This is a genomic window from Pseudomonas sp. IT-P395 (assembly GCF_949767675.1).
In the GTDB taxonomy this organism is placed as follows: domain Bacteria; phylum Pseudomonadota; class Gammaproteobacteria; order Pseudomonadales; family Pseudomonadaceae; genus Aquipseudomonas.
In genome coordinates, this window is record NZ_CATKPW010000055.1 from 150,830 (window position 1) to 177,299 (window position 26,470).

A 26,470-nucleotide genomic window follows, 5' to 3' on the forward strand; every position below is an offset into this window, starting at 1 on the left:
GCGATTACTCTGAATCCTTTGTTGTAACGATAGGGGATGTTTCGGGTTCGTCGTCCGCGTACGGATCGGGATAGCCCAATTCGGCAAGCAACTCGCGTTCCAGTGCTTCCATTTCTTCGGCTTCCTCGTCATCTATATGGTCGTAACCCAGTAGATGCAAGCAGCCGTGAATGACCAGATGTGCCCAGTGGGCCTTTAGTTCCTTGCCTTGTTCGGCGGCTTCACGCTCGACCACGGCCACGCAGATCACCAGATCGCCGAGCAACGGGATATCGAGAAACTCGTCGGGTACTTCCGCCGGGAACGACAGGACGTTGGTCGCGTAATCCTTGTGACGCCAGGTGTGATTGAGCTCGCGACCTTCTTCCTCGTCGACCAGACGAATGGTCATTTCCGAGTCGGCGGTGCGCTGGCGCAGGGCCAGTTCGCACCACAGGCGGAAGTCGGCTTCACTCGGCGCGCTCGCTTCAGTCGCGATTTGCAGGTCTAGCTCAAGCATTTCGCGAAGTGTCCTTGGGGGCGTCATCACGGTTTTCGAAGCGCTCGTAGGCTTCGACGATCCGCTGGACCAAAGGATGGCGCACGACGTCTTTAGGCTGGAAGTGCGTGAAGCTGATGCCCGGAACGTCTTTGAGCACTTCAATCACGTGGTGCAGACCCGACTTGGTGCCTTTCGGCAGGTCGACCTGGGTGATGTCACCGGTAATGACTGCTGTAGAGCCGAAGCCGATTCGGGTCAGGAACATCTTCATCTGTTCGACGGTGGTGTTCTGGCTTTCGTCGAGAATGATGAAGCTGTTGTTCAGCGTGCGGCCGCGCATATAGGCCAGTGGCGCCACTTCGATGACCTGACGTTCGATCAACTTGGCCACGTATTCGAAGCCGAGCATCTCGTAGAGCGCGTCGTAGAGCGGGCGCAGGTACGGGTCGATCTTCTGCGACAGGTCGCCGGGCAGGAAGCCGAGTTTTTCACCCGCTTCAACCGCCGGACGCACCAGCAGGATGCGGCGGATCTGCTCGCGCTCCAGGGCATCGACAGCGCACGCCACGGCCAGATAGGTCTTGCCGGTACCGGCGGGGCCGATGCCGAAGTTGATGTCGTTACCGAGAATTTCCTTCACGTAGCGCAACTGATTCAAGCCGCGCGGGCGAATCATGCCTTTCTTGGTGCGCAGGGCGACGGAGGCTTCGGCGGGGGCGTGATTGTCCAGCTCGACCACGGCTGATTCCTGCAGGAACAGGTGAACCGTATCTGGCGACAGCTCTGAACCTTTGGTTTCCCGGTACAGGCGACGAATCAGATTTTCCGCAGACGTGGTGTGTTTGGGGTCGCCGATCAGTTCGAACTGGTTTCCGCGGTTGCGGATCTCGATGGTCAGGCGCTGTTCGATCAAGCGCAAATGCTCGTCGAATTGCCCGCACAGATTGGCGAAGCGGCGAGCCTCAAAGGGCTCGAGGATAAAACGATGTGGTTCTATGGGAGCGTTCAAGGTCGTATTTAGCCGCCCTGGGGCAATTAAGATGAAATCAAGGATAACGCCAGAGGCCTGGGTGCGAAAGCTCTTAAATATTCTCGGCGTCGACACCGTCAAGATCGCAGCCTTCGGCAGCTCCTACAGGGGAATGTAATCCATGTAGGAGCTGCCGAAGGCTGCGATCTTTTGCATTTATTGGATCAGCGAGCCGCGCAGCGAGTGCGGCTGTGCCGCGTCGATGTGCACGTCGGCGAACTGACCGATCAGGGTTGGATTGTCGCAGCGGAAGTTGACGATACGATTATTCTCGGTACGCCCCTGCAACTCGCCCGGGTCTTTCTTCGAGTAATCGGTGACCAGAATGCGCTGGATCGAACCGACCATTTGTCGGCTGATCTCGAAGCCTTGCTGATTCAGGCGATGTTGCAGCGCGTTCAGGCGTTCCTTCTTCAGCTCTTCCGGGGTCTCGTCGGCCAGATCGGCCGCCGGCGTGCCCGGGCGCTGGCTATAAACGAAGGAATAAGAGAAGTCGAAACCGACGTCGGCAATCAGCTTCATGGTCTGTTCGAAATCTTTCTCGGTCTCGCCGGGGAAACCGACGATGAAGTCCGAGCTGATGCAGATTCCCGGCACAGCGGCGCGCAGTTTGCGCAGCTTGGATTTGTACTCAAGCGCGGTGTGGTTGCGCTTCATTGCCGCGAGAATCCGGTCGGAGCCCGATTGCACCGGCAAATGCAGGTGTTTCACCAGTTCCGGCACGTCAGCGTGGGCCTGAATCAGGCTGTCGGAGAATTCCAGCGGGTGCGAAGTGGTGTAGCGGATGCGGTCGATGCCGTCGATGGCGGCGACAACGCGAATCAGCTCAGCGAGATCCGCCAGGCGCCCGTCATGGGTGGTGCCGCGATAGCCGTTGACGTTCTGCCCGAGCAGCGTCACTTCACGCACACCGTTTTCGGCGAGGTGGATGACTTCGGCGATCACGTCATCGAACGGCCGGCTGACTTCTTCGCCGCGGGTATAAGGCACCACGCAGAACGTGCAGTACTTGCTGCAGCCTTCCATCACCGACACATAAGCGCTCGGGCCATCGATACGCGGCTCGGGCAAGTGGTCGAATTTTTCGATTTCCGGGAACGACACGTCGACTTGCGGCAGCTTGGTGATGCGCGCGGCGTCGATCATTTCCGGCAGGCGGTGCAGCGTCTGCGGGCCGAACACGACATCGACGTATGGGGCGCGATCACGAATCGCTGCGCCTTCCTGACTGGCCACGCAACCGCCAACGGCGATCACCATCTCCGGGTTGGCCAGTTTCAGTTCGCGCCAGCGGCCGAGCTGCGAATACACGCGATCCTGGGCGCGCTCGCGGATCGAGCAGGTGTTGAGCAGAATCACGTCGGCGTCCTCCGCGCGAGCGGTGACTTCCAGGGCCTGATGTTCACCCAGCAGATCGACCATGCGCGAGCTGTCGTACTCGTTCATCTGGCAACCGTGGGTTTCGATGTAAAGCTTCTTGGCCATGGATTAGTGTCGTCACGTGATTCAAAGAACCCGGCATTATAGGGAACAAGCCCGCAGGTTCCTACCGCTGTGCGTCCGGAGGCTATGCTATAGTTTGCGCCCTCATTTTTATCCCCGATGTTATCCCCCCGCCATGACCAAACGCGAAGCTCCAATCTATAAGGTGATTTTCCTCAACCAGGGCCAGGTGTTCGAAATGTACGCCAAGCAGATCTATCAAAGTGATCTGTGGGGTTTTCTGGAAGTGGAAGAGTTCGTCTTTGGCGAGCGCACGCAAGTGGTCGTCGATCCGAGCGAAGAAAAGCTCAAGGCGCAGTTCGAAGGCGTGGTGCGCAGCTTTGTGCCGATGCATTCGATTGTGCGCATCGACGAGGTTGAGCGTCTGGGTACCCCGAAAATCAGCGAAGCACGTGGCGCGGTCGGCAACGTGATGCCGTTCCCGATGCCGATGCCTGAGAAGTAAAACCGGATCTGGATTTTTGATCGTTCCCACGCTCTGCGTGGGAATGCCGCCTTCGACGCTCTGCGTCGGTGACGTGGAGCGTCACGGGATGAGTTCCCACGCAGAGCGTGGGAACTATCGGCGGTCAGGGAAGAGGCGAGAACGGCGTACGCCCATCGGCGCTCTGCAATTCCATCAGGTATTTACGGAAAATTTGCCCAAGCACCTGAGTGGCAGTCTCAAGGTCTTCGCGGGACATTTTTTCGGAGACTTCGTCGGCCGTGTCCAGCGCATCTTCAGCGCCGTTGACCGCCGCCATCTTCAGCACGATATACGCCTGAATGTTGTTGGCCTGCACGCCTTCACCGTGGAAGAACATCGTGCCGAGTTTGAACTGTGCCTGAGCGTGGCCTTGCAGCGAGGCCTTTTCGAAGTAGCTCAGGGCTTGATTGAGGTCGCGCGGCGCATTCTTGCCGTCGTAGTAGAACTCACCCAACTCGTATTGCGCTTGCGCATCCCCTTCGTCCGCCGCTTTCTGGCAGGCGGCCAGTGCCTGCGTGACGTCTTGCGGCTGAGTATTGAGGGTGCAACGACCCATCGCCGGGATCAACAACGAGTTGCCGCCTGCTTGTGCATGCGCGAGCAGGGGCTGAAGGAGCAACAGGCAGCCCAAGGCAAGGGTGCGGCCGGTGCGGTTCATGGGAATCGACTTACCTCTGAAGGGCACGCGGACCCATCGAGGGATCCAATAAGCGCGCATTATGAAATAAGCAGGGCCAACCTTACAAAGTCTTTACTCGTTTTTCTGCTGCACGGGGAATATATCGCCCACTTTAGGGGAGATTTTTAGCAGGAGCATCGGAAAAACAGCGCGGATGTAGGTGAATGCTGACGCTGGCGATAGCCAACGTCAGCGGCAGTGCGATTATTTCAGTGCGGCGAAGGCGCGCTCGGCAGCGTCCAGCGTCAGTTGCAACTCGGCTTCACCGTGGGCGATCGAGGTGAAACCGGCTTCGAAGGCGCTCGGTGCCAGGTAAACGCCACCTTCCAGCATCAGGTGGAAGAAGCGACCGAACAGGGCAGCGTCGCTGGCCATCACGTCTTCAAAGGTGACGATGTCATCGGCGCCGCTGAAGTACAGACCGAACATGCCGCCGGCCTGAGTGGTCACGAACGGAATGCCCGCGGCATCGGCGCGTTGTTGCAGACCGTCGAGCAGACGCGTGGTGTAGTCGGTCAACTCGGCGTGAAAGCCTGGACGACTGATCAAACGCAGCGTGGTCAAACCGGCGGCCATGGCCAGTGGGTTGCCTGACAGCGTGCCGGCCTGATACACCGGACCCAACGGCGCGATGCGTTCCATGATTTCACGCTTGCCGCCGAAGCAGCCGACCGGCATGCCGCCGCCGATGATCTTGCCGAAAGTGGTCAAGTCAGGATTGACCCCGTAGTACGCCTGGGCACCGCCGAGGGCAACGCGGAAACCGGTCATCACTTCGTCGAAAATCAGCACTACGCCATGCTTGTCGCACAGTGAACGCAGACCTTCGAGGAAACCTGGCGCTGGCGGCACGCAGTTCATGTTGCCGGCCACCGGTTCAACGATGATGCACGCCACGTCCTTGCCAACTTCAGCGAGCATCTTTTCAACCGCGTCGATGTCGTTGAACGGCAGGGTCAGGGTGTGTTTGGCGAATGCTGCCGGTACGCCGGCGGAGCTCGGCACGCCTTGGGTCAGTGCGCCGGAACCGGCCTTGACCAGCAGGCTGTCGGAGTGACCGTGGTAGCAGCCTTCGAACTTGATGATGCTGTCGCGGCCGGTGTAACCACGGGCCAGACGGATCGCGCTCATGGTCGCTTCGGTGCCGGAGCTGACCATGCGCACCATGTCCATCGAGGGCACCAGCGAGCAGACCAGGTCGGCCATCTCGGTTTCCATCGCCGTCGGCGCGCCATACGACAAGCCGTGTTGCAGCTGATTGCGCACCGCGTCGAGCACGTCCGGGTGGCTGTGGCCGAGGATCATCGGACCCCACGAGCCGACGTAATCGACATAACGCTTGTCGTCTTCGTCGGTCACGTAAGCGCCTTCGGCGTGTTTGAAGAACAGCGGGGTGCCGCCCACGCTTTTGAACGCGCGAACCGGCGAGTTCACGCCTCCGGGAATGTGTTTCTGGGCATTGGCAAACAGCGTTTCGGAACGAGACATGATCGGGCTCTCAAATCAGACTTTCAGTAATTCATTGAACGCGCGGGCGCGGCGGGTCACTTCGGCGGTGCTTTCGGCACCAAACAGACCGTGAACCACGGCCAGCAAGTCGACTCCATGGGCCACCAGCGGCGCGGCGTTGTCGAGGGTGATGCCGCCTATCGCACAGACCGGCAGGTGCAGTGTGCGCTTGGCCTCGTCCAGCAGATCGAGGCTGCAGGTCGGTGCGCCGGGCTTGGTGTTGGAATTGAAGAAGCGACCAAAGGCGACGTAACTCGCGCCTTCTTTGGCGGCTTGTTCGGCCAGCGCGATTTGCGCGTGGCAGGTCGAACCGATGATGGCTTTTGAACCGAGCAGGGCGCGGGTCGGCGACAGCGGGCCGTCGGTCTGGCCGAGGTGCACGCCGACGTTGAGGCGCGCGGCCAGTTCGGCGTCATCGTTGATGATCAGTTGCGTTTTGTAGCGCTCGCACAGATCGCGCAACGCTTCGGCCTCGCGCAGACGGCGGGCCTCGTCGTTGCTCTTGTCGCGGTATTGCAGCAGGGTGACGCCGCCTTCCAGCGCCGCCTCTACATAAGAGAGAAACTTGCCGGCCAGCAATTCGCTGTCGGTAATGGCATACAGGCCACGTAGTTTCATCGGGCAGACCTCACGACGTTACGAGCAGAAATCCAGCGGCAGGCGACGCGGGACGAACTGGCCTTTGCCCAGTTGTTCGGCATCGCGCAGGGTGCGCCAGGTGTAATCAAGTGCACTGCGCACGGCACTGGCGAGGTGTTCGCCTTGCGCCAGTCGACCGGCCAATGCGCTGGCCAGCGTGCAACCGGAACCGTGATAGCTGCCCGGCAGACGCTGGCAGATAAAGGTTTCACGCAGACCGTCGCGGCTGTACACGCGGTTATGGATTTCAGTTTCGTCGCCATGGCCGCCGGTGATCAGCAGGTTTTTGACGAACGGCAGGAGTTTTTCAGCGCACTCGTCCGCGGTGCCTTCGGGCAGTTCGGCGAGGATGCGCGCTTCGGGAAGGTTGGGGGTGGCAATGATCGACAGCGGCAGCAGACGCTCGCGCATCGCATAACCGACTTCGTCCTTGCCCAGGCGACCGCCGCCACCGGCGCGCAGTACCGGGTCGCAGACCACCGGCAAGTGCGGGTGTGCAGAAAGCAGTTCGACAACAGTGTCGACCATTTCCAGCGAACCGAGCATGCCCAGTTTGACCGCCGCGACTTCGGAGTCGTTGAGCACGGCATTGGCTTGAGCCAGTACCCACTCACGGTCGAGGACGCGGAAGTCAGTGACGTTGACGGTGTCTTGCACGGTCAGGGCGGTGACGGCCGGAGCCGCATGGCAACCCTGCGCGAGCAGGGCTTCGATATCTGCCTGCAAGCCGGCGCCACCACTGGGGTCGTGGCCGGAGAGACAGAGGACAACGGGGCGGGAGCTGTAGATATTCATGGTGCGCGAGCTTACCACCAAAGCTGATTTTCGGGTGTGGGTGGAACAGCAAGATCAAAAGATCGCAGCCTGCGGCAGCTCCTACTAGGGAACGCATTCAAGTGTAGGAGCTGCCGCGGTCTGCGATCTTTTTGTCTACCTGACCGATCCAACAGCTCTAGCTCGCCGCTTTGCTCTGGAACGCCCGTTCTAGAGCCTTTGTAGGAAAAATTTCAATGGTGCTCAATGGCCATCAACGGCTATGCTAGTCTGGATCCAAACCAATAACAGGTAATACCGGTTTTACGTCTACTCAAAGGGAATGGGGGGCTTCCTGACACAACCGGACGAGCCACGCTGGGGCTTCAATGCGCTATTTGCTGATGTTGCTGTTCTGCTTGCCCTTTATGGCGAGCGCCGTCGAATTCGACGAATTTACCCAGAGCCTCCCTCTGGGCCGATCACTGCAAGTGTTCGAAGACCCCAGTGGTCAGGCGAGCATTGCCGATGTTCGTGCGCAGGCTGCCGCCGGTAATTTCAAACCTCACGATAAAGCCACGCTCAATGCCGGATACTCGCGCTCGGCGTTCTGGCTGAAGATTGACCTGCATTACCGTCCGAGCAATCCCGCCGCCCAACGCACCTGGCTGCTGGAACTGGCGTATCCACCGCTCGACCATCTCGACCTCTACATGCCTGACGCCAGTGGCGACTACCGCCTCGTCCGGCAAACCGGCGACGCCCTGCCGTTCGCCAGTCGCGAGATCCGCCAGAACAACTATTTGTTCGACCTTTCATTCACGCCGAATCAACAGCAAACCGTGTACCTGCGACTGGCCAGCGAAGGCTCGATTCAGGCACCGGTGACGTTATGGTCGAGTACTGCGTACCTCGAAGACCAGCCGGTGCGCCTGTATGTGCTGGGCATCATTTATGGCGTGCTGTTGGGGATGCTGGTTTACAACCTGTTCATCTTCCTCAGCGTGCGCGACACCAGCTATCTCTATTACATCTTCTATATTGCCTCGTTCGGCCTCTATCAACTGTCGGTGAACGGTGCGGCAGTCGAGTACTTCTGGCCTGACAACCCATGGTGGGCCAACGCCGCGACGCCATTCTTCATCGGCTGTGCGGGGCTGTTCGGCAGTCAGTTCGCCCGCAGCTTCCTGCAGACCAAAAACCACAGCCGCTGGCTCGATCGCTTGCTGATTGCGCTGATCGCGTTCGGCGCGCTGGTGGTTGGTTTGTCGCTGATGACCAGTTACGCGTTGTCGCTGCGTCTGGCGACGGTACTGGCGCTGACCTTTACGGTCGTGATTTTCGCCGCCGGGATTCTGGCCTGGTGGCGCGGCTTGCGGGTGGCACGTTACTTCATCATTGCCTGGTCGGCGTTCCTGCTTGGCGGCATCGTCAACACCCTGATGGTGCTCGGCCTGCTGCCGAACGTGTTCCTGACCATGTACGCCAGCCAGATCGGTTCGGCCATCGAAGTGGCGCTGCTGTCGCTGGCGCTGGCCGACCGCATCAACGCGATGCGTGAGCAACAGGCGCAGACGTTGTACGACGCCGGGCAGAAACTCGAAGTGCTCAACCAGCAACTGGCCCACAGCAACAAGCTCAAGGATGAGTTTTTGGCGACCTTGACCCACGAACTGCGCACGCCGATGAACGGTGTGATCGGTTCGCTGGAACTGATGCAGACCGTCGATCTGGATCCGGAGCTTGAGCAATATCAGCAAACCGCCGCCGGTTCCGCGCGGGACATGATGCGCATGGTCAACGGCATCCTCACCCTCACCGAATTGCAGGCCGGCAAACTCAAGGCTGCGCCGGGCAGTTTCAGCCTGCGTGCGGTGGTCGAAGCATTGCGCGTGCAGTTCGACGGCAACGCGGCGAGCAAGTCGCTGGATTTCAAGGTTGAAGTACTGCCGACCTTGCCGGATCGCTTGTATGGCGACAGCGCCAAACTCGCGCAATGCCTGGAATGCCTGCTGGATAACGCGATCAAGTTCACCCGCGTTGGTGGTCTGGCACTGCGGGTTACCGGCAAACCGTCGACGGGCAATCGTTTGGCCCTGTCGTTTGCGGTGATCGACACCGGCATCGGTTTCACCGATCTGGGCGAGGCGACGATGTATCAGCGCTTCTTCCAGCTCGACGGTTCGATGACCCGCGAATATGGCGGATTGGGCGTCGGCCTGGCGATCTGCCGACAGTTGGTCGAGCTGCTCGACGGCAAGCTCACGCACCGCTCGGAACCCGGGCGTGGCAGCCGCTTCCAGCTGGATGTCGAGTTCGAACTACCGGTAATTGAACCGGCGTCGATCCCGGCGCCTTCGCGCCATTTTGTGCGCGCACCACAGGACTGCACGGTGTTGCTGGTGGACGACAACAGCGTCAACCAACTGGTGATGCGCGGCATGTTGCTCAAGCTCGGCTTCCGCGTGCGTACCGCCGATAACGGCGCGGCGGCGCTGGATTGCTTGCAGCGTGAGGCCTTCGATGCAGTGCTCATCGATTGCCAGCTACCTGCTCAGGAGGGCGCAGCGTTGTGCTGCCAGATTCATGCATTGCCGGGCTGCGCGAATCTGCCGGTGTTTATGCTGGCGCTGACCGTCGAGCGGGAACTTTGCACGCCTGGCGCGCCCATCGATTACTTGAACAAACCGGTGAAATTCGAAGAGTTGCAGTCCGCGCTGGAGCGCCGGGTGCTGTGTTGCTGACAGGGTAAAAGCGCCGCAAAATCGGCGGATATGACACTTTGATCGATCTTGGGGCGGTGCTTAACTGACCTTCTGGATGACCAAGGAGCCCCGTCATGAACCTGCATCAGTTCGCCGAAACCCACGAAGTCACCAACCAGCCGCCGTCGCTGGACGGCACCAATCTGTATCGCATCGACCTGCCATTGCAGGAGTGGTCGCGGCGCTTTGGTGCCGGGTGGGCGGAGTCGCGGATCGATGCCTACGGCGCGCTCGCCGGTGGCCCGCTGATGGAAGCCGGGTTCCTCGCCAACCAGAACAAACCGGTGTTTGCCAGCCATGATCGCTACGGCCATCGCATTGATCTGGTGGAATTTCATCCGGCTTATCACCAACTGATGCGCACCGCGATTGAACATGGTCTGACCTCGCTGCCATGGACTCATCCGCAGGACGGTGCTCACGTCGCCCGCGCGTCCATGAGCTATCTGCACAGCCAGGCAGAGGCGGGCAGCGGCTGCCCGTTGACCATGACCTTCGCCAGCGTGCCGGCCCTGCGTTTGCAGCCGAATCTGGCAGAACAATGGCTGCCGAAAGTCCTCGCCACGGAATACGATCCGCGCAACGTCGGTATGGCGCACAAGGCCGGCGTGACCATCGGCATGGCCATGACCGAGAAACAGGGCGGCACCGACGTGCGCGCCAACACCACCAAGGCGTATCCGGTCGGCGCCAGTGGCCCGGGCGAGGCCTATGAACTGGTCGGGCACAAGTGGTTCTGCTCGGCGCCGATGTGCGATGCCTTCCTGACGCTGGCGCAGACCGACAAGGGTTTGACCTGCTTCCTGCTGCCACGCCATCGCCCGGATGACACGCGTAATCAGTTCTATATCCAGCGTCTGAAAAACAAACTCGGTAACCAGTCCAACGCCTCCAGCGAAGTGGAGTTCCGTGGCGCGCTGGCGTGGATGGTTGGCGAGGAAGGGCGCGGCGTGCCAACCATCATCGAGATGGTCGCGATGACACGTTTTGATTGCATGGTCGGTTCCAGCGCGCTGATGCGCCAGGCGCTGACCCAGGCCAGCCACCACTGCGCGCACCGCAAGGTCGGCGGCAAACTGCTCAGCGAACAGCCATTGATGCAAAATGTGTTGGCCGATCTGGCGCTGGAAAGCGAAGCCGCGCTGGCGCTCAGTTTGCGGATGGGCAAGGCGCTGGATCATCTGGATGATCGCCATGAAGCGCAATTCGCGCGGCTGGTGACAGCGGTGGGCAAGTATTGGATCTGCAAACGTGCGCCGGGGATGATCAATGAAGCGGCCGAGTGCATGGGCGGCGCCGGGTATGTCGAGGACAGTATCCTGCCGCGCCTGTACCGCGAGGCGCCGGTGAATTCGACGTGGGAAGGTTCGGGGAATGTGCAGTGCCTCGACGTGCTGCGCGCGTTGTCGAAAGAGCCGGGTGTGCTGGATGTGTTGTTCAGCGAACTCGGTGATGGACATGGTGACAAACGGCTGGCCGCGCATATTCAGCAATTGCAGGCGCAGTTCAAGGACACCAGTGATATTCAGTACCGGGCGCGGCAACTGACCGAAGACATCGCGCTCGGTTTGCAGGCCAAGCTATTGCTGGAAGCCGGCAACTCGGCGGTCAGCGATGCGTTCATTGCCAGCCGTCTGAGCGGTGGTGGCCGCGTGTACGGCGCCTTGCCGCGTGGGCTGGACGTCGAAGCTATCGTCGCCCGCTCGACCCCGCAAGGTTTCTGACCGCAATCTCCCCAACACTACAAAACCCTGTGGGAGCTGGCTTGCCAGCGATGGCGGCCTGTCAGTCAACACTGATGTTGCATGTGCCAGCCTCATCGCTGGCAAGCCAGCTCCCACAGGGGTTCGCTTTGTCTGAAAGATTTGGGTACACCCACAACGCCACTGTTCCCGTGACGCCACGATGCAGGCAAGATGAAGCTCTGCAAGTCAGAACACAGGAAGCTGATCGTGACCGAAGCGTTTATTGTCGTTCAAACCGCCGAACAAGCCGTGGATCGTCTGGCCGAGTTGCACGAGCGGGCCACCACTGCGCTGAACTCGGCGCTCAAGCGTTACCTCAAGGATCGCGTCGAACCCGACGCTGCGCAGCGTGCTCTGTTTCGTTATCCCGAACTGCGTCTGACCTACCATTGCCAGGGCGAAGTCCCACAGACCACCCGCGCTTACGCCAAGGTGCAATTGCCGGGCACTTATAGCGTCACCGTCACCCACCCGGCGGCGTTCCGCAAATACCTGCTCGAACAACTTGTGCCGTTGATGCATGACTTCACCGTGACCGTGGAAGTCGGCGTCAGCCAGCAAAATATCCCGTATCCGTATGTGGTCGAGCAGGGCGATGAGCTGGCTGGCTCCGGCGTCACCGCTGCCGTGCTGGCGCGGGTGTTCCCGAGTACCGACCTGTCGGCGGCCACCGACGGCATCGCCGACGGTCTCTACGACTGGGAAAACACCGATCCGCTGCCGCTGGCCTTGTTCGACGCCGCGCGCGTGGATTTCTCGCTGCGTCGTCTGGTGCACTACACCGGCAGCGACTGGCGCCATGTGCAGCCGTGGATTCTGCTGACCAACTATCACCGCTACGTCGACCAGTTCATCGTCCATGGTCTGGAGCAACTGCGCAGCGACCCGCGTTTCGTGCGCATGGTCTTGCCGGGCAACGTGATCATCGAGAAGGGCATGGATCACGGCGAAGCGTCGGCGATTGCTGCCGGTGTGGTCTGGCACCGTTACCAGATGCCGGCCTATCACCTGATTGCCAGCGATGGCCACGGCGTGACCCTGGTCAACATCGGCGTCGGCCCGTCCAACGCCAAGAACATCACCGATCACCTGGCGGTGCTGCGTCCGCATTGCTGGCTGATGATCGGCCACTGCGGTGGCCTGCGTCAGTCGCAGACCATTGGCGACTATGTGCTGGCCCACGCTTATATGCGTCGCGACGGCATTCTCGACCGCGTGGTGCCGCCGAACATTCCGATCCCGGCACTGGCCGAAGTGCAAATGGCGCTGCAACAAGCAGCGGCGAATGTCACCGGCGAGAAGGGCGATGACCTGAAAAAACGCCTGCGCACCGGCACCGTGCTGACCTACGACGACCGTAACTGGGAATTGCGCTGGGCGCAGGAGCGGCCGTTGATCAACCTGTCCCGCGCCGTGGCGGTGGACATGGAAAGCGGCACGATTGCCGCGCAGGGTTATCGCTTGCGGGTGCCGTACGGCACGTTGCTGTGCGTTTCGGACAAACCGCTGCACAGCGAAATCAAGCTGCCGGGTTCGGCCAACGCCTTCTATGAGCGTGCGGTCAGCCAGCACTTGAAGATCGGCATCGAAGCGGTGGACCTGCTGCGCACTGAACTCAACTCGCTGCACTCGCGCAAACTGCGCAGCTTCGACGAACCGCCGTTCCGTTAACGGTTAGTCGTGGTCATTTGGCGGTCGGGGCACTAGCATTGTCAGCCTCGACCGTTAGATGTTCTTTTCGCCATGTCCCGTCCTCCACGTCCACCTTCCCGCCGCCCTGGCGCGAAGCCTCAGTCGTCTTCCCCGCGCCGTGTTGCCAAGGCACCCCCGGCCGAGCCGAAATTGATCCTGTTCAACAAACCGTTCGATGTGCTGACGCAATTCAGCGACGGCGAAGGGCGGGCGACCCTCAAGGATTTCATTGATGTGCCCGGCATTTATCCGGCCGGTCGCCTGGATCGTGACAGCGAAGGGTTGTTGCTACTGACCAACGACGGGCAGTTGCAGGCGCGCATCGCCGATCCGAAACACAAACTGGCGAAGACTTATTGGGTGCAGGTCGAAGGCGTGCCGACGGCCGAGCAGTTGCAGCGTCTGCGGGATGGTGTTGCGTTGAATGACGGCATGACCTTGCCGGCCGAAGCGCAACAACTGGACGAGCCTGAGTTGTGGCCGCGCAATCCGCCGGTGCGCTTTCGCGCGACCATACCGACTTCATGGCTGGAGCTGGTGATTCGCGAAGGGCGCAACCGTCAGGTACGGCGCATGACCGCGGCAGTCGGGTTGCCGACATTGCGGCTGGTGCGGGTGAGAATTGGCGACTGGTCGATCGAAGGGCTTGATCAGGGCCAGTGGAAGGAAGTGCCGGCGCGCTTATAGAGCGCCGGATTCGATCAGGCCGATCACCACACTCTTGATGATGAACGCGGCCACGCCCAGGCCCAGCACGAAGAACAGAATGAACGAGCCAAAGCGCCCGGCCTTGGACTTCTTCGCTAGATCCCAGACGATGAAACCCATGAAAATGATCAGGATGCTGACCAGGCCGGTCATCATCCACTCTTCTAATAATGCTGGATCCATTGGGTTTCTCCGGCGCGCATGCGGCTAAAAGGGCGCGGCGAGTATACGCCAAGGTGTGTGGGGTGACATTGATCTGGGTCTGATCCGAAGCCTTTGCCCTCACCCTAGCCCTCTCCCGTAGGGAGAGGGGACTGACCGAGGTGTCTGGCGTCATACATCGACCTGAAAGATCGAGTCGATTATGAATTCACAGCAGAACGCTCAGGTCGGCGTACTTCTTCAGCATCTCACGGTCGGCCCCCTCTCCCTCCGGGAGAGGGCTGGGGTGAGGGGCTTTTGATCAGTTGCGCAGGTGGGTCAGCGGCAGTTCTGTGCTGTTGAGCACCTGATTCAGCACAAAACTCGAGCGCACACTCGTCACCCCTTCAATCCGCGTCAAATGTCCCAGCAACAATTTCTGATAGTGATCCATATCTGGCACCACCACTTTCAATTGGTAATCGGCATCCACACCCGTCACCAGACTGCACTCCAACACCTGCGGCAACGTGCGAATCGCCGCCTCGAAGTTCTCAAAACGCTCCGGCGTATGCCGGTCCATGCCGATCAGCACATATGCGGTCAGACTCAGCCCGAGCATCTTGCGATCGAGCAACGCCACCTGACGTGAGATGTAGCCGTCGTCTTCCAGTTGCTTGACCCGGCGCGAGCAAGGGGAGGGCGACAGACCGATGCGCTCGGCCAATTCCTGGTTGGAGATGCGGGCGTCGCGCTGCAATTCCGCCAAAATGCTCAGGTCGTAACGGTCGAGTTTGCTCATCAATCTGTCCTTGGTTGTAACTATTGCGGCGGATTATCTATCCAGGGTTAAAAATTGCGCAAGTGGTGTTTATTTCAGCAATCTTCGCAATCCTCTGCCGCCGTCTCAGGCCTATTCTTATCACCAGAATCACTGCTCGGTAACACAGTCCACGCGGCCCGCCCTATCCGGCCTGCCGCGGCCGCCACCCCCACCGGGGTTGTGCCGGCCCCCGAGCTGCACACTGTCCAGAAGACGGCGTGAGGTGAGCCGACGTCAAAAGCGTCGAGCCAGGACGAAGTTCTCTAGAAGGGAGGCCGACGGGTCTCCCTTTTTTCTTGCCTGCGATTTCATGCCGGGCGCTCAATAAATAAGTTGCGTGACTGATAACCTGTTGCAGAACCCGGTGTGTGTAATCCCGGTCTTAGCTACAAGTCCTCTTACATTTACAGCCCCGCAGTGAGAAAAAGCATGAATTCGCGCATTTGGCGTCTGGCCAGTGTTGGTTTGCTGTGTGTGAGTGTCAGTGTGCAAACGCTCGCCGATGAGCCACAGAATCGCGGCCCGGAGGGCGGAGGCCACGGCCAGGATCATCAGGGCAACAATCAGGGCCGTGGCGGCAACAATCAGCCGCGTCCGCAGAACAATCCATCGCAGAATCAGCCGCAACAGAATCAGCCGCGCCCGCAGAACAACGAAATCATTCGTGGCGACAACAGCCGCCAGTTCGAGCACAACGGCAACAACAATGGCCAGTGGCAGAACCGCGATCAGAATCGCCCGGCTTACAACCCCAACCCGGTACGTCAGCCGCCACCACCGCCGCAACTGCCGGCCAACAGCCTGCCGATCCAGCCACGGCCCGACGCCGTACGCCAGACTCAAGAGCCGCGTCAGGGTTACTACCGCGACGAGCGTCCGCAGAACGGTTACCACAACCAGCAATGGCAGACCGGCAACCGGCCCAACGACAATCGCTGGCCGGGGCGCCCCGACGGGCATGGCAACGGTTGGGGCCCAGGCCCGCAATACCGGCCGGGACATGTGATCGACCGCTTCCCGGATCGCGATTACCGCGTGCCGTATCGTGGTCAGGATTACTTCTTTTCCGGCGGCTACTGGTATCGCCCGCAAGGCCCGCGCTACATCGTCGTGCAGCCGCCGCGCGGGATTCGCATCCAGTATTTGCCGGATTACGCCCGTGAGGTGTGGATCGGTGGTTCGCTGCTGTTCCTCGCCGCCGGTTCCTACTACGCGTATCAGGAAGCGACGCAGGATTACGTGGTGGTCGAGCCGCCGGTGCAGCAACAGCCGCAGCCGCAATCCCAAGGCTATGACGTCGAAGCGTATCCGGCCAACGGCCAGTCGCCGGAGCAGGTGCAGCAAGACGGTTATCAGTGCTACCAGTACGCGGTGCAGCAAAGCGGTTTCGATCCGCGCACCGCGACGTATCAACCGGCGCCCGAAGTGGTGCAGACGTACCGTCAGGCGCAGGGCAATTGCCTGAGCAGTCGCGGTTATCAGGTCAGTTACTGAAGCCGGGTTTGCGCCCGCTCTGACTTGACCACTTCCTGCGGGTCGGCGTGCACCAGCACTTCGGCTCGCGGGTAGGCCTTGTGAATGGCATCGGCGGCTTGGTCGCTGATGCCGTGCGCCACTGACAGGGTCAGCTCCCCCGGCAACTCCAGGTGCAACTGCACGAACCAGTGGTTGCCGGAAATCCTCGTGCGCAAGTCATGCGCGCCCAATACGCCCGGCACACTGCACGCCAGTTCGAGCATGTGCTGACTGACATCTGTTGGCAGTTCTTCATCCATCAACACCGAAAAACTTTCCCGGGCGATCTGGATCGCACTCCACAGGATATAGGCGGCAATGCCAAGTCCGAACCACGCATCCAGTTGATGCCAGCCGAACCCGGCCAACATCAGCGCCACCAGAATACTGCCGTTGAGTAACAGATCGGATCGGTAATGCAGTGAGTCGGCACGCACGGCATTGGAACCGGTCTGCTTGATCACTCGATGCTGCAGCACCAGCAAGGCCACCGTCAGCAGCAATGAGAAAATGATCACGCCAATGCTGATCCACGGCGCGCCAAGCGGTTCCGGATGCTGGATGCGTTCATAGGCCTGAAGCGCGATCAACACCGCACTGCCGCCAATGAACAGCGCCTGCGCCATGCCCGCCAGCGATTCCGCCTTGCCGTGACCATAACGGTGATCGTCATCGGCCGGGCGCAGCGCGTAATGCACTGCCAGCAGATTGAGCAGCGAAGTGACGCCATCCAGCGCCGAGTCGGTGAGGCCGGCGAGCATGCTCACCGAACCGCTGAGCCACCAGGCGATGGCTTTAGCGATGATCAGCGTGCACGCCACCGCCACCGAGGCGCGGGTCGCCAGCCGTAGCAGGCGGGCGTGTTCGGGGCTGGATGTCATTTAACTTCCTTTTTAAGCGGCGGGTTGCAGGCCGAACATCGCCAGTTGTTGAGTGCTGCCCTTGTGTTGAATCAGGCGCGGGTCATCCAGTGGGAAATCTCGGCCCAACTCGCTTTCGAGAATAGCCTGCAACTTGTGATTATCGACTTGACCGTCCGGGCCAATGGCTTGCTTGAGTTTGGCCGGATCGATCTGCGCGGTGTGGCCCGGTTCGAAATAGATCGCGCCGGTGGCGAAGTCGACGGCAAACGCGATCAGCCCGGGAATGACGTAGAACAGCAGGCCCACGGCGTCGAGCACGGCAATCGCCGGGTCGATCTTGCCGTCGATCTGACCGCGCCGGTCCGGGTAGAAAATCGAACCGCACGCGGTGATTTGCGTGAGCAGGGTGGCGACCAGTACACCGCCGATCAGGCGAAAAGGTAAGCGCATGGGGAAATCTCCTGATTGATCTAAGAACGAAGCGTCGTCGTGTGAAGTTAAGACCCTGACGAACGCCTCGCAGTTCGCCGTTATACTCGCCGCTGGCAGGGCGTGCCCACAGTAAATTGCGGCCTCGTCTCACCCCTACCGAAATACGTTGAGGATTGAAGTTGTTTTCTCCAGATCGACACCGCGTGAAGGCCAACGAATCCTATCGGGGTTCGGCCCTCCGGGCTAAAGCTGTGAGCGCGCCATGCTGCGTTGCGGGACTTGGCAAGGAAACGACCCTTACCTGCGTCCCGCGCCTTGCCTGGCACGCTCACCGCTTTAACGCGACTCGCAATTTACTGTGGGCACGCCCTGGGGAGCCAGCATGAATTCTTTGCCAATCGATGACGTTTTACCCGCTCTGCGTGAAGCCTTGGCGACGCGCCACGAAGCCGTGCTCGAAGCACCGCCCGGCGCCGGTAAAACCACCCGTGTGCCCTTGGCCTTGCTCAATGAAGCGTGGCTGGCCGGGCAGACCATTCTGATGCTCGAGCCGCGCCGTCTCGCCGCGCGTGCGGCGGCAGAACGTCTGGCCAGTGAGCTGGGCGAGAAGGTCGGGGAAACCGTCGGTTATCGCATCCGTCTCGACAGCAAGGTCGGCCCCGATACGCGTATCGAAGTGGTCACCGAAGGCATTCTCACCCGGCGTCTGCAGGATGACCCGGCGCTGGAAGGCGTGGGTCTGCTGATCTTTGACGAATTTCACGAACGCAGCCTCGACGCCGATCTGGCGCTGGCGTTAAGTCTGAACGGTCGCGAGCTGTTCCGCGCTGAACAGCCGCTGAAGATTTTGCTGATGTCGGCCACGCTCGAAGGTGAACGTCTGGCCGGGTTGCTGGATGATGCGCCGATCCTGCGCAGCGAAGGCCGCATGTATCCGGTGACGATGCGCTGGGGCCGTCCGTTTCAGCCCGGCGAATACATTGATCAACGCGTCACCCAAACCGTGCTTGAAGCGCTGCACGACGAAACCGGCAGCCTGTTGGTGTTTCTGCCGGGGCAGGCCGAGATTCGTCGCGTCCACCAGCAATTGGCCGATGCCATCGGCTCACGCAGCGATGTATTGCTGTGTCCGTTGCACGGTGAACTCGACCTCAATGCGCAACGTGCGGCGATCGATCCGGCGCCGGCCGGGCAGCGCAAAGTGGTGCTGGCGACCAATATCGCCGAGACCAGTCTGACCATCAACGGTGTGCGCGTAGTCATCGACGCCGGGCTGGCGCGGGTGCCGCGTTTCGATCCCGGCAGCGGCATGACGCGTCTCGATACCCAGCGGATTTCCAAGGCCAGTGCCACTCAGCGCGCGGGCCGGGCGGGGCGACTGGAACCGGGTGTTTGTTATCGCTTGTGGTCGCAGGATCAGCACGAACAATTGGCAGCGTATGGCAGCGCGGAAATTCTTTCGGCGGATCTTGCCAGCCTCGCCCTGCAACTGGGGCGCTGGGGCGTGACGCCGGGCGAACTGGTCTGGCTGGATGTCCCGCCAGCGGCGGCTTATGCGCAGGCGCAGGATTTGTTGCAAAGGCTTGGCGCGCTGGAAGGTGAGGCGCTGACCACTCATGGTCAGGCCATGGCTGAGTTACCGGCGCATCCGCGCATCGGTCATTTGCTGTTGCGCGGTCAGGCATTGGGTTTGGCCAACATGGCCTGCGACGTCGCCGCATTGCTTGGTGAACGCGATATCTTGCGTGGCGCCGGGGCGGATCTGCACAGTCGTCTGGTGTTGCTCTCGGGTGAGGAACGTGCGGCTCGAGGTGCGCAGGGTGGTGTGCAGCGCGCCAAGCAACTGGCGCGGCAATATCGCGGTTACTTGCGCGGCAAGGCCAGCGAGCCGGTCAGCGATCCCGATCATCCGCGTTGGCTCGGCGCTTTGCTGGCGCTGGCGTATCCGGATCGCGTCGCGCAACAGCGGCGTGCCGGTGGCGCCGAATATCGCCTGGCCAATGGTCGTGCGGCGCTATTCGCCGAAGCCGACAGCCTGATGAAAGAGCCGTGGATCGTCATTGCCGACCTCGGCAGCCGTCAGGGCCAGCGTGAAGAACGGATTTATCTGGCGGCGGATTTCGACCCGGCGCTGTTCGATTCGGTGTTGGCCGAACAGGTGCGCAACGTCGATCAACTGGACTGGGACGAGCGCGAAGGCGTGTTGCGCGCCGAGCGTCAGCGCAAGGTCGGCGAGCTGATTCTCAGCCGTGAACCGCTGACCGGTCTCGATGAAAATGCGCGCAGTCAGGCACTGGTCAATCTGGTGCGGCGCAAGGGGCTGGAGCTGCTGCCGTGGACGCCGGAGCTGCGCCAGTGGCAGGCGCGCGTGGCGTTGTTGCGGCAGTTGGAATTGAACAATCAGGACGACAGTCAATGGCCGGATGTCAGCGATGCGACGTTGCTCGATACCCTCGAAGACTGGCTGATGCCGTATCTGGGCAAGGTCTCGCGACTCAGTCATTTTGCCAATCTCGATCTGTCGAGCATCGTCCGCAATCTGCTGCCATGGCCGCTGCCGCAAAAGCTCGATGAGCTGGCGCCGCATCATCTGAGTGTGCCGTCGGGGTCGTCGATTCGTCTGGACTACAGCGAGTTTCCACCGATTCTGGCTGTGCGTTTGCAGGAGTTGTTCGGGCTGGCGGACACGCCTCGGATTGCGGGCGGGCGGCAGGTGGTCAAGTTGCATCTGCTGTCGCCGGCGCGGCGGCCGGTGCAGGTGACGCAGGATTTGGCCAACTTCTGGCGCAGCACCTATGCCGAGGTGAAGAAGGATTTGAAGGGCCGCTATCCGAAGCACTATTGGCCGGATGATCCGCTGGTGGCCGAAGCGACCGCGCGAGCCAAACCGCGCGGGACCTGAAGAGCAAAAGATCGCAGCCTTCGGCAGCTCCTACCGAATTGAAGTCGGCCACAAAATGACGGTACGACACCGACATACTGTAGGAGCTGCCGCAGGCTGCGATCTTTGCTGTTAAAGGTGAGTCTTTGCGGTCAATTGCTCGCGGCAATAATCGGCGAACAACTGCGCCGGTTTGGTCAGTTGCCCGCGCTTGAGCCATGCCGCGACCAAACCCGAACCGGTGACATCTTCGACGATGTCCACGCACACGACTTTCTTGCCGTCGTAGGTGCATTCCGAATGCGGTTTGGTCACCAGAATCGAGAAGCCGAAACCCTGGCCGACCATCCCGCGTACCATTTCAATCGATGGCGAGCTGAACTCGATGCGCGGCGTCAGCCCCAGTTCTTCAAACAGGCTGACGAAGTAAGTCCGGCTCGGCTGCACGTCGAGCAGGATCATCGGATCCAGACACAGATCGCGCAGCGACACTTGCTTGTATTGGGCAAAACGGTGGTCGGCGGGCAACAGCGCATACGGGCGTTGCGCCGGCATCAGCGGTTCGGTCTGGATGGTCGCGTCGAGTTCATGTTCATAAAGAATCACCAGATCGAACGCGCCTGACGTCAGGCCTTGCACCAGCTCTTGCTGTTCACCGTCGCGAATGCGGATTTGAACGCCCGGATACAGCGCCGAGAAACCGGCGATCAACTGCGGCAGGTACAACGGCGCGACCGTTTCGAAACAACCAATATCGATCTGCCCGGCGATCACGTCGTTGTCGGCGAGGGCGTTCTGTTCGAACTCCTTGGCCATGCGCAGCAACTCTTGAGCCTTGCGAAAAAACCGCGCACCGCTTGGCGTCAGTGACACACCTTGGGCGTGATGACGGATCAGCAGTTGCACACCGAAGCTGTCTTCCAGTCCTTTGATCGCGGTGGAAATCGCCGGCTGCGCGATGTACAGCTTGCGTGAAGCCTCGGCAACGCTGCCGCATTCGACGGTGGTGATGAAATACTTCAGCTGACGCAAATTGTAGGCGGCCACGGCAAACCTCAGGACGAGCGGACTCGACTTCAAAGCAATTTGTGCGCCGCCACGTCCATTGCACGACGATGTTTTTATCCTTCAACCATAGCCATCTGCACAGCGTTTGGGGGAAGTCATTGCCCCGCTTTTTTATTGCCAGCGAAGACATTTTTACTATTTTTAGCCCGTGTGGGCCTGAGCGACCATCGACGGACAATAACGTCTCAGGAGCATCTGTCGTGTTCGAGCTTGCAGAGTGGCAGCGCCGTGCCGTTGCATTGAAGTTTCCCGACCAGGCCGTGATCGACGGCAAACATTGCGCTGCGCAATCGGGGCAGACCTTTGCCGCGATCAACCCGGCGACCGGGCAATGCCTGGCGAATGTCGCTGCGTGTGGCGAGGCGGATGTCGACGTCGCAGTGCGCAATGCGCGACAAGTGTTTGAGGCCGGTACGTGGTCGCAACGATCTCCAGCCGAGCGCAAGCAAGTGCTGCTGCGCTTGGCTGATCTGCTGATGAGTCATCGCGAAGAGCTGGCCTTGCTCGACTCGCTGAACATGGGCAAACCGGTGATGGACGCTTACAACATCGACGTGCCGGGCGCCGCCGGGGTGTTTCGCTGGTACGCCGAAAGCATCGACAAACTCTACGATCAGGTCGCGCCCAGTGCGCCGAATGTGCTGGCGACCATCACCCGTGAAGCACTCGGTGTAGTCGCTGCTGTGGTGCCGTGGAATTTCCCATTGGACATGGCCGCGTGGAAACTCGCCCCGGCGCTGGCGGCGGGCAATTCGGTGATTTTAAAACCGGCCGAGCAATCGCCGTTTTCGGCCTTGCGTCTGGCTGAGCTGGCGCTGGAAGCGGGGCTGCCAGCGGGTGCGTTGAACGTGTTGCCGGGGCTTGGCGAACAGACCGGCAAGGCGTTGGGTTTGCACGCGGATGTCGATTGCCTGGTGTTCACCGGCTCGACGCAGGTGGGTAAATACTTCATGGAATATTCAGCTCGATCCAACCTCAAACAGGTGTGGCTGGAATGCGGTGGCAAGAGCGCCAATCTGGTGTTCGCCGATTGTCAGGATCTGGATCTGGCGGCGGAGAAAGCGGCGTTCGGGATCTTCTTCAATCAGGGCGAAGTCTGCTCGGCCAATTCGCGCTTGCTGGTGGAGCGTTCGATTCATGATGAGTTCGTGGAACGGCTGAAAGCACAGGCTGAACGGTGGTTACCCGGTGATCCGCTGGATCCGCAGAGCAGCGCTGGCGCCATCGTTGATCACAGGCAGACGGTGGGCATCATGCGCTTCATTCGCAACGCCGAGCAGTCGGGGGCGACCCGGGTTTGTGGCGGTGGGCAGCGGCGCTTGAATGGCTCTGACAACTTCATTGAACCGACGATTTTCACCGGTATAACCGCCGACATGCCGCTGTTTCGCGAAGAGGTATTCGGGCCAGTGCTGGCGGTGATGCCGTTCGATGATGAGGCCGAGGCTATTCGGCTGGCCAATGACAGTGTGTATGGACTGGCGGCGTCGTTGTGGACCGATGACCTCAACCGCGCACATCGTGTGGCGCGGCAGTTGCGGGCGGGTACGGTGTCGGTCAACACGGTGGATGCGCTGGATGTGACGGTGCCCTTTGGCGGCGGGAAACAGTCGGGGTTTGGTCGGGATCTGTCGCTGCATTCGTTCGACAAATACACCCAGCTGAAAACCACCTGGTTCCAGTTGCGCTGAGACCGAGTTGCCCCCTTCGCGAGCTTGCTCGCGAATGCGGTGGGTCAGCAGCATGGATATTGACTGCTTCGGCACCATCGCTGGCAAGCCAGCTCCCACAGGTTTCAGCGTTGTTCACACAATCCAGGCACATCCACGATCCCTGTGGGAGCTGGCTTGCCAGCGATAGCATTCTCCCCGCCGCCGAAAATCCCCAATCTGCACCCACCTCGCGCATCCCCGCAATCCCCGCCCTTTAGCAGTGCGCACTACCCAGTTTTTTCATCATTTGCAGCCAACAATTTCCTGATTTTCCTCACCGCGCACATGGGCCACCATCGATCTTGCCCGCCAGCCGAATGTTGTCCGCCCAAACGTCCGCGAGAGACCCATGGCAGCAACTGCACAACGGCCGGCGACCGTACTGCCCATGACAAAACTAAATCAACAGCGTCGGGAGTGCTCCATGATCAAGTCCTTGTGTCTCCGTCTCACTCACCCTCTGGCAATCACTGCTCTTGCCGCCACGGTCGCGACCAGCGCCCAGGCCGGGACCCTGTCCATCGGCCACACCACGTGGGTCGGCTACGGCACCCTGTATCTGGCTCAGGACCTGGGCTACTTCAAGGAAAACGGTCTGACCGTCGAATTGCCGGTGGTCGAAGAGGCGTCGATGTACATGGCCGCGCAGGCGTCCGGGCAACTGTCCGGCTCGGCGTCGACCATCGATGAAGTGCTCAAATACCGCCCGCAGTTCTGCTTCAAAGCAGTCGCGGCGCTGGATGACAGCCATGGCGGCGATGGCGTGCTGGTCGGCAAGGATGTGAAAAGCCTGCAAGAGCTCAAGGGCAAATCCGTGGCCGTCAACGAAGGTTCGACCTCGCAGTTCTGGCTCTCCTATTTGCTGAAAAAGAACGGCATGAAGATGAGCGACATCACCGTGCAGAACATGACCGCAGATGATGCCGCCACCGCGTTCATCGCCGGTCGCGTGCCCGCTGCGGTGACCTGGGAGCCGCACCTGTCGATGGTCCGCGACAAGCAACAAGGCAAAGTGCTGATCGACAGCAGCAGCACCCCCGGCGTGATCGTCGATGTGGTCGCGCTTAATTGCAGCGTGATCGAGAAGCAACCGGAAGACGTCAAGGCGCTGGTCGCCGGTTTGTACAAAGCCGTGCAATACACCAAGGATCATCCGGAAGACGCTTACAAAATCATGGCCAAAGGTGTCGGCGGTTACCTGTCCGATCCGAAGGAACTGGCCGCCGCCGCGCAAGGCGTGCGTTTCTACGATCAAGCCATGAGCGAGAAGCTCTTGGGCTCACCGGGCAAACCGGGTGACAGCGCAGCGCTGATCAAACTGGCCAACGAAACCGCCAGCGAATTGCAGGGCAAACCTTACAACGTCAGCAACGACGAGCTGGTCGACAACCGTTTCGTCAGCCCGCTCTAGGAGGTGTGCAATGTTCAAGCGCAATTCGTGGCTGAGCCGCAGCCTCACGCCAAAAACCGCGTTGCCGGTGCAAGTGGTGTGGAGCGCCAGCGCTCTGGCCTGGGTGTTGTTGGTCGGCCTGTGGGCCGGGCTGTCTTACGGCGGCATCGTCCCAGGGATGTTTTTGCCGACGCCGGGCGCGGTGGTTGAAGCCGCCATGCGCCTGGGCCGCGATGGCACGCTCGGCACACATGTGTGGGCGAGTGTCGAAGTGGTGATGGTCGGCTTCATTGTGTCGTCGTTGGTGGCGGTGCCGTTGGGGTTGCTGATGGGCAGCTTTCGCATCGTTCAGGCGTTCCTTGAACCGCTGGTGAACTTCATTCGTTACCTGCCGGTGACCTCGTTTGTGCCGCTGTTCATCTTGTGGATCGGCATCGGTCTGGAGCAGCGCGTGTCGGTGATTATCTTCGGTGTGTTCTTTCAGCAGTTGGTGATGATCGCCGACGTCTCGAAAGGCATTTCCAAGGACCTGATCAACGCCTCCTACACCTTGGGTTCCAGTCGCCGCGATGCGGTGTTGCATGTGATCGCGCCGGCCTCGGTGCCGGGCGTGCTCGATACCCTACGGGTAACTATGGGCTGGGCCTGGACGTATCTGGTGGTGGCTGAACTGGTCGCCGCGTCCAGCGGTTTGGGTTACCTGAGCCTGAAGGCCATGCGCGGTTTTCAGGTCGACGTGATTTTCCTCGCCATCGCGATCATCGGCCTGCTCGGTCTGGTCACCGATCAACTGTTCCGTTTTCTCCGCCTGAGGGTTGCCGCATGGGCTCAGTGACTGCTGCCAATCATCGTTTTATCGAACCCGTTGCGACCCCGGCACAAGCCGCGCCGCGCTTGCAGGTGGACAAGGTCAGCCTGCGTTACAGGAAACCTGACGGCGGCACGTTTACCGCGCTGGAAGAGGTCTCGTTCGAGGTGCCGGATCAGCAGTTTGCCGTGCTGGTCGGGCCATCGGGTTGTGGCAAGTCGAGCCTGTTGTACCTGACCGCCGGTCTGGCTGAGCCGACCTCCGGTGAGATCTACGTCGGCGGCCAGCAAGTGCAAGGCCCCGGTGCGGATCGCGGCATGGTCTTTCAGAGTTACACGCTGTTCCCGTGGCTGACCGTGCGGCAGAACGTCGAGTTCGGCCTCAAACGCCGCGGCATGCCGGCGGCGCGGCGCAAGGAGATCGTCGATTATTACGTCAACGAAGTCGGCCTCGGCGGGTTCGCCGACAACTACGCCAAGCAACTGTCGGGCGGGATGATGCAGCGCGTGGCGATCGCCCGCGCGCTGGCCAATGATCCGCAGATTCTACTGATGGACGAACCGTTCGGTGCGCTCGATAGCCAGACACGTCTGCAGATGCAGCAGTTGTTGCTGCGGGTGTGGGGCAACAGCAAGAAGACCGTGTTGTTCGTCACCCATGACATCGACGAAGCCATTCTGCTCGGCGATCGGGTCTATGTGATGGGCGCGAAACCGGGGCGGATCAAGCAGATTCTCGACGTGCCAATCGAACGTCCGCGCTCGCTCGACATGGTCATGGAGCGCTCGTTCATTGACATGAAGCGGCAGATCTTCGGGTTGCTGCATGATGACCTGGAAGAAGTGCATTGATCCAACGGTCATGTCA

General features: G+C 60.5%; 23 protein-coding genes. 11 read left to right on the forward strand and 12 right to left on the reverse strand.

Features of this window, described 5'->3' with window-relative positions:
- Positions 1-4: 4 nt before the first annotated feature.
- The 3 genes from ybeY to miaB all read right to left on the reverse strand — a co-directional run bounded on the left by ybeY (position 5) and on the right by miaB (position 2,996).
- Positions 5-499, reverse strand: coding sequence for an rRNA maturation RNase YbeY (gene ybeY, locus ACM6IN_RS22825; RefSeq protein WP_007909643.1), 495 nt, complete (start codon positions 497-499; stop codon positions 5-7).
- On the reverse strand, positions 492-1,490 hold the full coding sequence (locus ACM6IN_RS22830; RefSeq protein ID WP_042704951.1) for a PhoH family protein: 999 nt from the start codon (positions 1,488-1,490) through the stop codon (positions 492-494). The genes ybeY and ACM6IN_RS22830 overlap by 8 nt, the downstream gene beginning before the upstream one ends.
- A 177-nt stretch (positions 1,491-1,667) precedes the next feature.
- Positions 1,668-2,996: a tRNA (N6-isopentenyl adenosine(37)-C2)-methylthiotransferase MiaB gene (gene miaB / locus ACM6IN_RS22835; protein WP_007909647.1), complete on the reverse strand. Its 1,329-nt coding sequence runs from the start codon at positions 2,994-2,996 to the stop codon at positions 1,668-1,670.
- A 133-nt stretch (positions 2,997-3,129) separates the two neighbouring features.
- On the opposite strand from miaB, the gene ACM6IN_RS22840 reads away from it, so the two are divergent.
- Complete coding sequence (locus ACM6IN_RS22840) at positions 3,130-3,459, forward strand: DUF1820 family protein (RefSeq protein WP_003185742.1); 330 nt, start codon at positions 3,130-3,132, stop codon at positions 3,457-3,459.
- Between the two features lie 124 nt (positions 3,460-3,583).
- Here ACM6IN_RS22840 and ACM6IN_RS22845 read toward each other — a convergent pair whose 3' ends face one another.
- The 4 genes from ACM6IN_RS22845 to ACM6IN_RS22860 all read right to left on the reverse strand — a co-directional run bounded on the left by ACM6IN_RS22845 (position 3,584) and on the right by ACM6IN_RS22860 (position 7,102).
- Positions 3,584-4,138 (reverse strand): tetratricopeptide repeat protein, encoded by a 555-nt coding sequence (locus tag ACM6IN_RS22845; protein ID WP_003228518.1) that lies wholly within the window; start codon positions 4,136-4,138, stop codon positions 3,584-3,586.
- A gap of 225 nt (positions 4,139-4,363) precedes the next feature.
- Positions 4,364-5,647, reverse strand: coding sequence for a glutamate-1-semialdehyde 2,1-aminomutase (gene hemL, locus ACM6IN_RS22850; protein ID WP_007909648.1), 1,284 nt, complete (start codon positions 5,645-5,647; stop codon positions 4,364-4,366).
- Between the two features lie 15 nt (positions 5,648-5,662).
- Positions 5,663-6,286 carry a thiamine phosphate synthase gene (gene thiE, locus ACM6IN_RS22855; protein WP_414916743.1) on the reverse strand — a complete coding sequence of 208 codons (624 nt, stop codon included), beginning with the start codon at positions 6,284-6,286 and terminating at the stop codon, positions 5,663-5,665.
- Between the two features lie 18 nt (positions 6,287-6,304).
- Entirely contained in the window at positions 6,305-7,102 is a 798-nt protein-coding gene (locus tag ACM6IN_RS22860) for a hydroxymethylpyrimidine/phosphomethylpyrimidine kinase (protein ID WP_007909650.1), read from the reverse strand.
- A gap of 347 nt (positions 7,103-7,449) precedes the next feature.
- Here ACM6IN_RS22860 and ACM6IN_RS22865 point away from each other — a divergent pair, with 347 nt between their 5' ends.
- The 4 genes from ACM6IN_RS22865 to ACM6IN_RS22880 all read left to right on the forward strand — a co-directional run bounded on the left by ACM6IN_RS22865 (position 7,450) and on the right by ACM6IN_RS22880 (position 13,949).
- A complete protein-coding gene (locus ACM6IN_RS22865; RefSeq protein WP_414916744.1) occupies positions 7,450-9,804 on the forward strand; it encodes a 7TM diverse intracellular signaling domain-containing protein in 2,355 nt (784 codons plus the stop codon).
- Between the two features lie 95 nt (positions 9,805-9,899).
- On the forward strand, positions 9,900-11,549 hold the full coding sequence (locus ACM6IN_RS22870) for an acyl-CoA dehydrogenase family protein (protein ID WP_414916745.1): 1,650 nt from the start codon (positions 9,900-9,902) through the stop codon (positions 11,547-11,549).
- Positions 11,550-11,741: 192 nt separating this feature from the next.
- The gene (amn, locus tag ACM6IN_RS22875; RefSeq protein WP_161986511.1) at positions 11,742-13,241 is read left to right on the forward strand and encodes an AMP nucleosidase; all 1,500 of its coding nucleotides are present in this window, start codon (positions 11,742-11,744) and stop codon (positions 13,239-13,241) included.
- A 72-nt stretch (positions 13,242-13,313) separates the two neighbouring features.
- Positions 13,314-13,949: a pseudouridine synthase gene (locus tag ACM6IN_RS22880; RefSeq protein ID WP_414916746.1), complete on the forward strand. Its 636-nt coding sequence runs from the start codon at positions 13,314-13,316 to the stop codon at positions 13,947-13,949.
- Here ACM6IN_RS22880 and ACM6IN_RS22885 read toward each other — a convergent pair.
- On the reverse strand, positions 13,944-14,153 hold the full coding sequence (locus ACM6IN_RS22885; protein ID WP_007909655.1) for a DUF2788 domain-containing protein: 210 nt from the start codon (positions 14,151-14,153) through the stop codon (positions 13,944-13,946). The genes ACM6IN_RS22880 and ACM6IN_RS22885 overlap by 6 nt on opposite strands.
- 280 nt (positions 14,154-14,433) lie before the next feature.
- A complete protein-coding gene (locus ACM6IN_RS22890) occupies positions 14,434-14,913 on the reverse strand; it encodes an Lrp/AsnC family transcriptional regulator (protein WP_008081091.1) in 480 nt (159 codons plus the stop codon).
- A 450-nt stretch (positions 14,914-15,363) separates the two neighbouring features.
- Between ACM6IN_RS22890 and ACM6IN_RS22895 the strand changes: the two genes are divergently transcribed.
- Complete coding sequence (locus ACM6IN_RS22895) at positions 15,364-16,428, forward strand: DUF6515 family protein (protein WP_414916747.1); 1,065 nt, start codon at positions 15,364-15,366, stop codon at positions 16,426-16,428.
- On the opposite strand, the gene ACM6IN_RS22900 is transcribed toward ACM6IN_RS22895, so the two are convergent.
- Entirely contained in the window at positions 16,422-17,330 is a 909-nt protein-coding gene (locus ACM6IN_RS22900; protein ID WP_123375878.1) for a cation diffusion facilitator family transporter, read from the reverse strand. The genes ACM6IN_RS22895 and ACM6IN_RS22900 overlap by 7 nt on opposite strands.
- A gap of 12 nt (positions 17,331-17,342) precedes the next feature.
- Positions 17,343-17,762: a hypothetical protein gene (locus ACM6IN_RS22905; RefSeq protein WP_007909665.1), complete on the reverse strand. Its 420-nt coding sequence runs from the start codon at positions 17,760-17,762 to the stop codon at positions 17,343-17,345.
- Positions 17,763-18,126: 364 nt separating this feature from the next.
- On the opposite strand from ACM6IN_RS22905, the gene hrpB reads away from it, so the two are divergent.
- Positions 18,127-20,646: an ATP-dependent helicase HrpB gene (gene hrpB / locus ACM6IN_RS22910; protein ID WP_414916748.1), complete on the forward strand. Its 2,520-nt coding sequence runs from the start codon at positions 18,127-18,129 to the stop codon at positions 20,644-20,646.
- Between the two features lie 111 nt (positions 20,647-20,757).
- Here the strand turns inward: hrpB and ACM6IN_RS22915 are convergent, their stop codons facing one another.
- On the reverse strand, positions 20,758-21,672 hold the full coding sequence (locus ACM6IN_RS22915; protein WP_414916749.1) for a LysR substrate-binding domain-containing protein: 915 nt from the start codon (positions 21,670-21,672) through the stop codon (positions 20,758-20,760).
- A gap of 221 nt (positions 21,673-21,893) precedes the next feature.
- Here ACM6IN_RS22915 and ACM6IN_RS22920 point away from each other — a divergent pair, with 221 nt between their 5' ends.
- From ACM6IN_RS22920 to ACM6IN_RS22935, 4 genes are all read left to right on the forward strand, one after another.
- Complete coding sequence (locus ACM6IN_RS22920; RefSeq protein ID WP_414916750.1) at positions 21,894-23,384, forward strand: aldehyde dehydrogenase; 1,491 nt, start codon at positions 21,894-21,896, stop codon at positions 23,382-23,384.
- 445 nt (positions 23,385-23,829) lie between these two features.
- Positions 23,830-24,816, forward strand: a complete 987-nt coding sequence (locus tag ACM6IN_RS22925; RefSeq protein WP_095114041.1) for an ABC transporter substrate-binding protein — start codon at positions 23,830-23,832, stop codon at positions 24,814-24,816.
- Between the two features lie 10 nt (positions 24,817-24,826).
- The gene (locus ACM6IN_RS22930; protein WP_007909675.1) at positions 24,827-25,630 is read left to right on the forward strand and encodes an ABC transporter permease; all 804 of its coding nucleotides are present in this window, start codon (positions 24,827-24,829) and stop codon (positions 25,628-25,630) included.
- A complete protein-coding gene (locus tag ACM6IN_RS22935; protein WP_007909677.1) occupies positions 25,618-26,454 on the forward strand; it encodes an ABC transporter ATP-binding protein in 837 nt (278 codons plus the stop codon). Before ACM6IN_RS22930 ends, ACM6IN_RS22935 begins: the two co-directional genes overlap by 13 nt.
- The last annotated feature ends 16 nt before the right edge of the window (positions 26,455-26,470 follow it).

Coding starts and splice junctions, on each gene's coding strand:
- ybeY (WP_007909643.1), bottom strand. CDS start 499: ATGCTTGAGCTAGACCTGCAAATCGCGACTGAAGCGAGCGCGCCGAGT.
- miaB (WP_007909647.1), bottom strand. CDS start 2,996: ATGGCCAAGAAGCTTTACATCGAAACCCACGGTTGCCAGATGAACGAG.
- ACM6IN_RS22840 (WP_003185742.1), top strand. CDS start 3,130: ATGACCAAACGCGAAGCTCCAATCTATAAGGTGATTTTCCTCAACCAG.
- ACM6IN_RS22845 (WP_003228518.1), bottom strand. CDS start 4,138: ATGAACCGCACCGGCCGCACCCTTGCCTTGGGCTGCCTGTTGCTCCTT.
- hemL (WP_007909648.1), bottom strand. CDS start 5,647: ATGTCTCGTTCCGAAACGCTGTTTGCCAATGCCCAGAAACACATTCCC.
- thiE (WP_414916743.1), bottom strand. CDS start 6,286: ATGAAACTACGTGGCCTGTATGCCATTACCGACAGCGAATTGCTGGCC.
- ACM6IN_RS22860 (WP_007909650.1), bottom strand. CDS start 7,102: ATGAATATCTACAGCTCCCGCCCCGTTGTCCTCTGTCTCTCCGGCCAC.
- ACM6IN_RS22865 (WP_414916744.1), top strand. CDS start 7,450: ATGCGCTATTTGCTGATGTTGCTGTTCTGCTTGCCCTTTATGGCGAGC.
- ACM6IN_RS22870 (WP_414916745.1), top strand. CDS start 9,900: ATGAACCTGCATCAGTTCGCCGAAACCCACGAAGTCACCAACCAGCCG.
- amn (WP_161986511.1), top strand. CDS start 11,742: ATGAAGCTCTGCAAGTCAGAACACAGGAAGCTGATCGTGACCGAAGCG.
- ACM6IN_RS22880 (WP_414916746.1), top strand. CDS start 13,314: ATGTCCCGTCCTCCACGTCCACCTTCCCGCCGCCCTGGCGCGAAGCCT.
- ACM6IN_RS22885 (WP_007909655.1), bottom strand. CDS start 14,153: ATGGATCCAGCATTATTAGAAGAGTGGATGATGACCGGCCTGGTCAGC.
- ACM6IN_RS22890 (WP_008081091.1), bottom strand. CDS start 14,913: ATGAGCAAACTCGACCGTTACGACCTGAGCATTTTGGCGGAATTGCAG.
- ACM6IN_RS22895 (WP_414916747.1), top strand. CDS start 15,364: ATGAATTCGCGCATTTGGCGTCTGGCCAGTGTTGGTTTGCTGTGTGTG.
- ACM6IN_RS22900 (WP_123375878.1), bottom strand. CDS start 17,330: ATGACATCCAGCCCCGAACACGCCCGCCTGCTACGGCTGGCGACCCGC.
- ACM6IN_RS22905 (WP_007909665.1), bottom strand. CDS start 17,762: ATGCGCTTACCTTTTCGCCTGATCGGCGGTGTACTGGTCGCCACCCTG.
- hrpB (WP_414916748.1), top strand. CDS start 18,127: ATGAATTCTTTGCCAATCGATGACGTTTTACCCGCTCTGCGTGAAGCC.
- ACM6IN_RS22925 (WP_095114041.1), top strand. CDS start 23,830: ATGATCAAGTCCTTGTGTCTCCGTCTCACTCACCCTCTGGCAATCACT.
- ACM6IN_RS22930 (WP_007909675.1), top strand. CDS start 24,827: ATGTTCAAGCGCAATTCGTGGCTGAGCCGCAGCCTCACGCCAAAAACC.
- ACM6IN_RS22935 (WP_007909677.1), top strand. CDS start 25,618: ATGGGCTCAGTGACTGCTGCCAATCATCGTTTTATCGAACCCGTTGCG.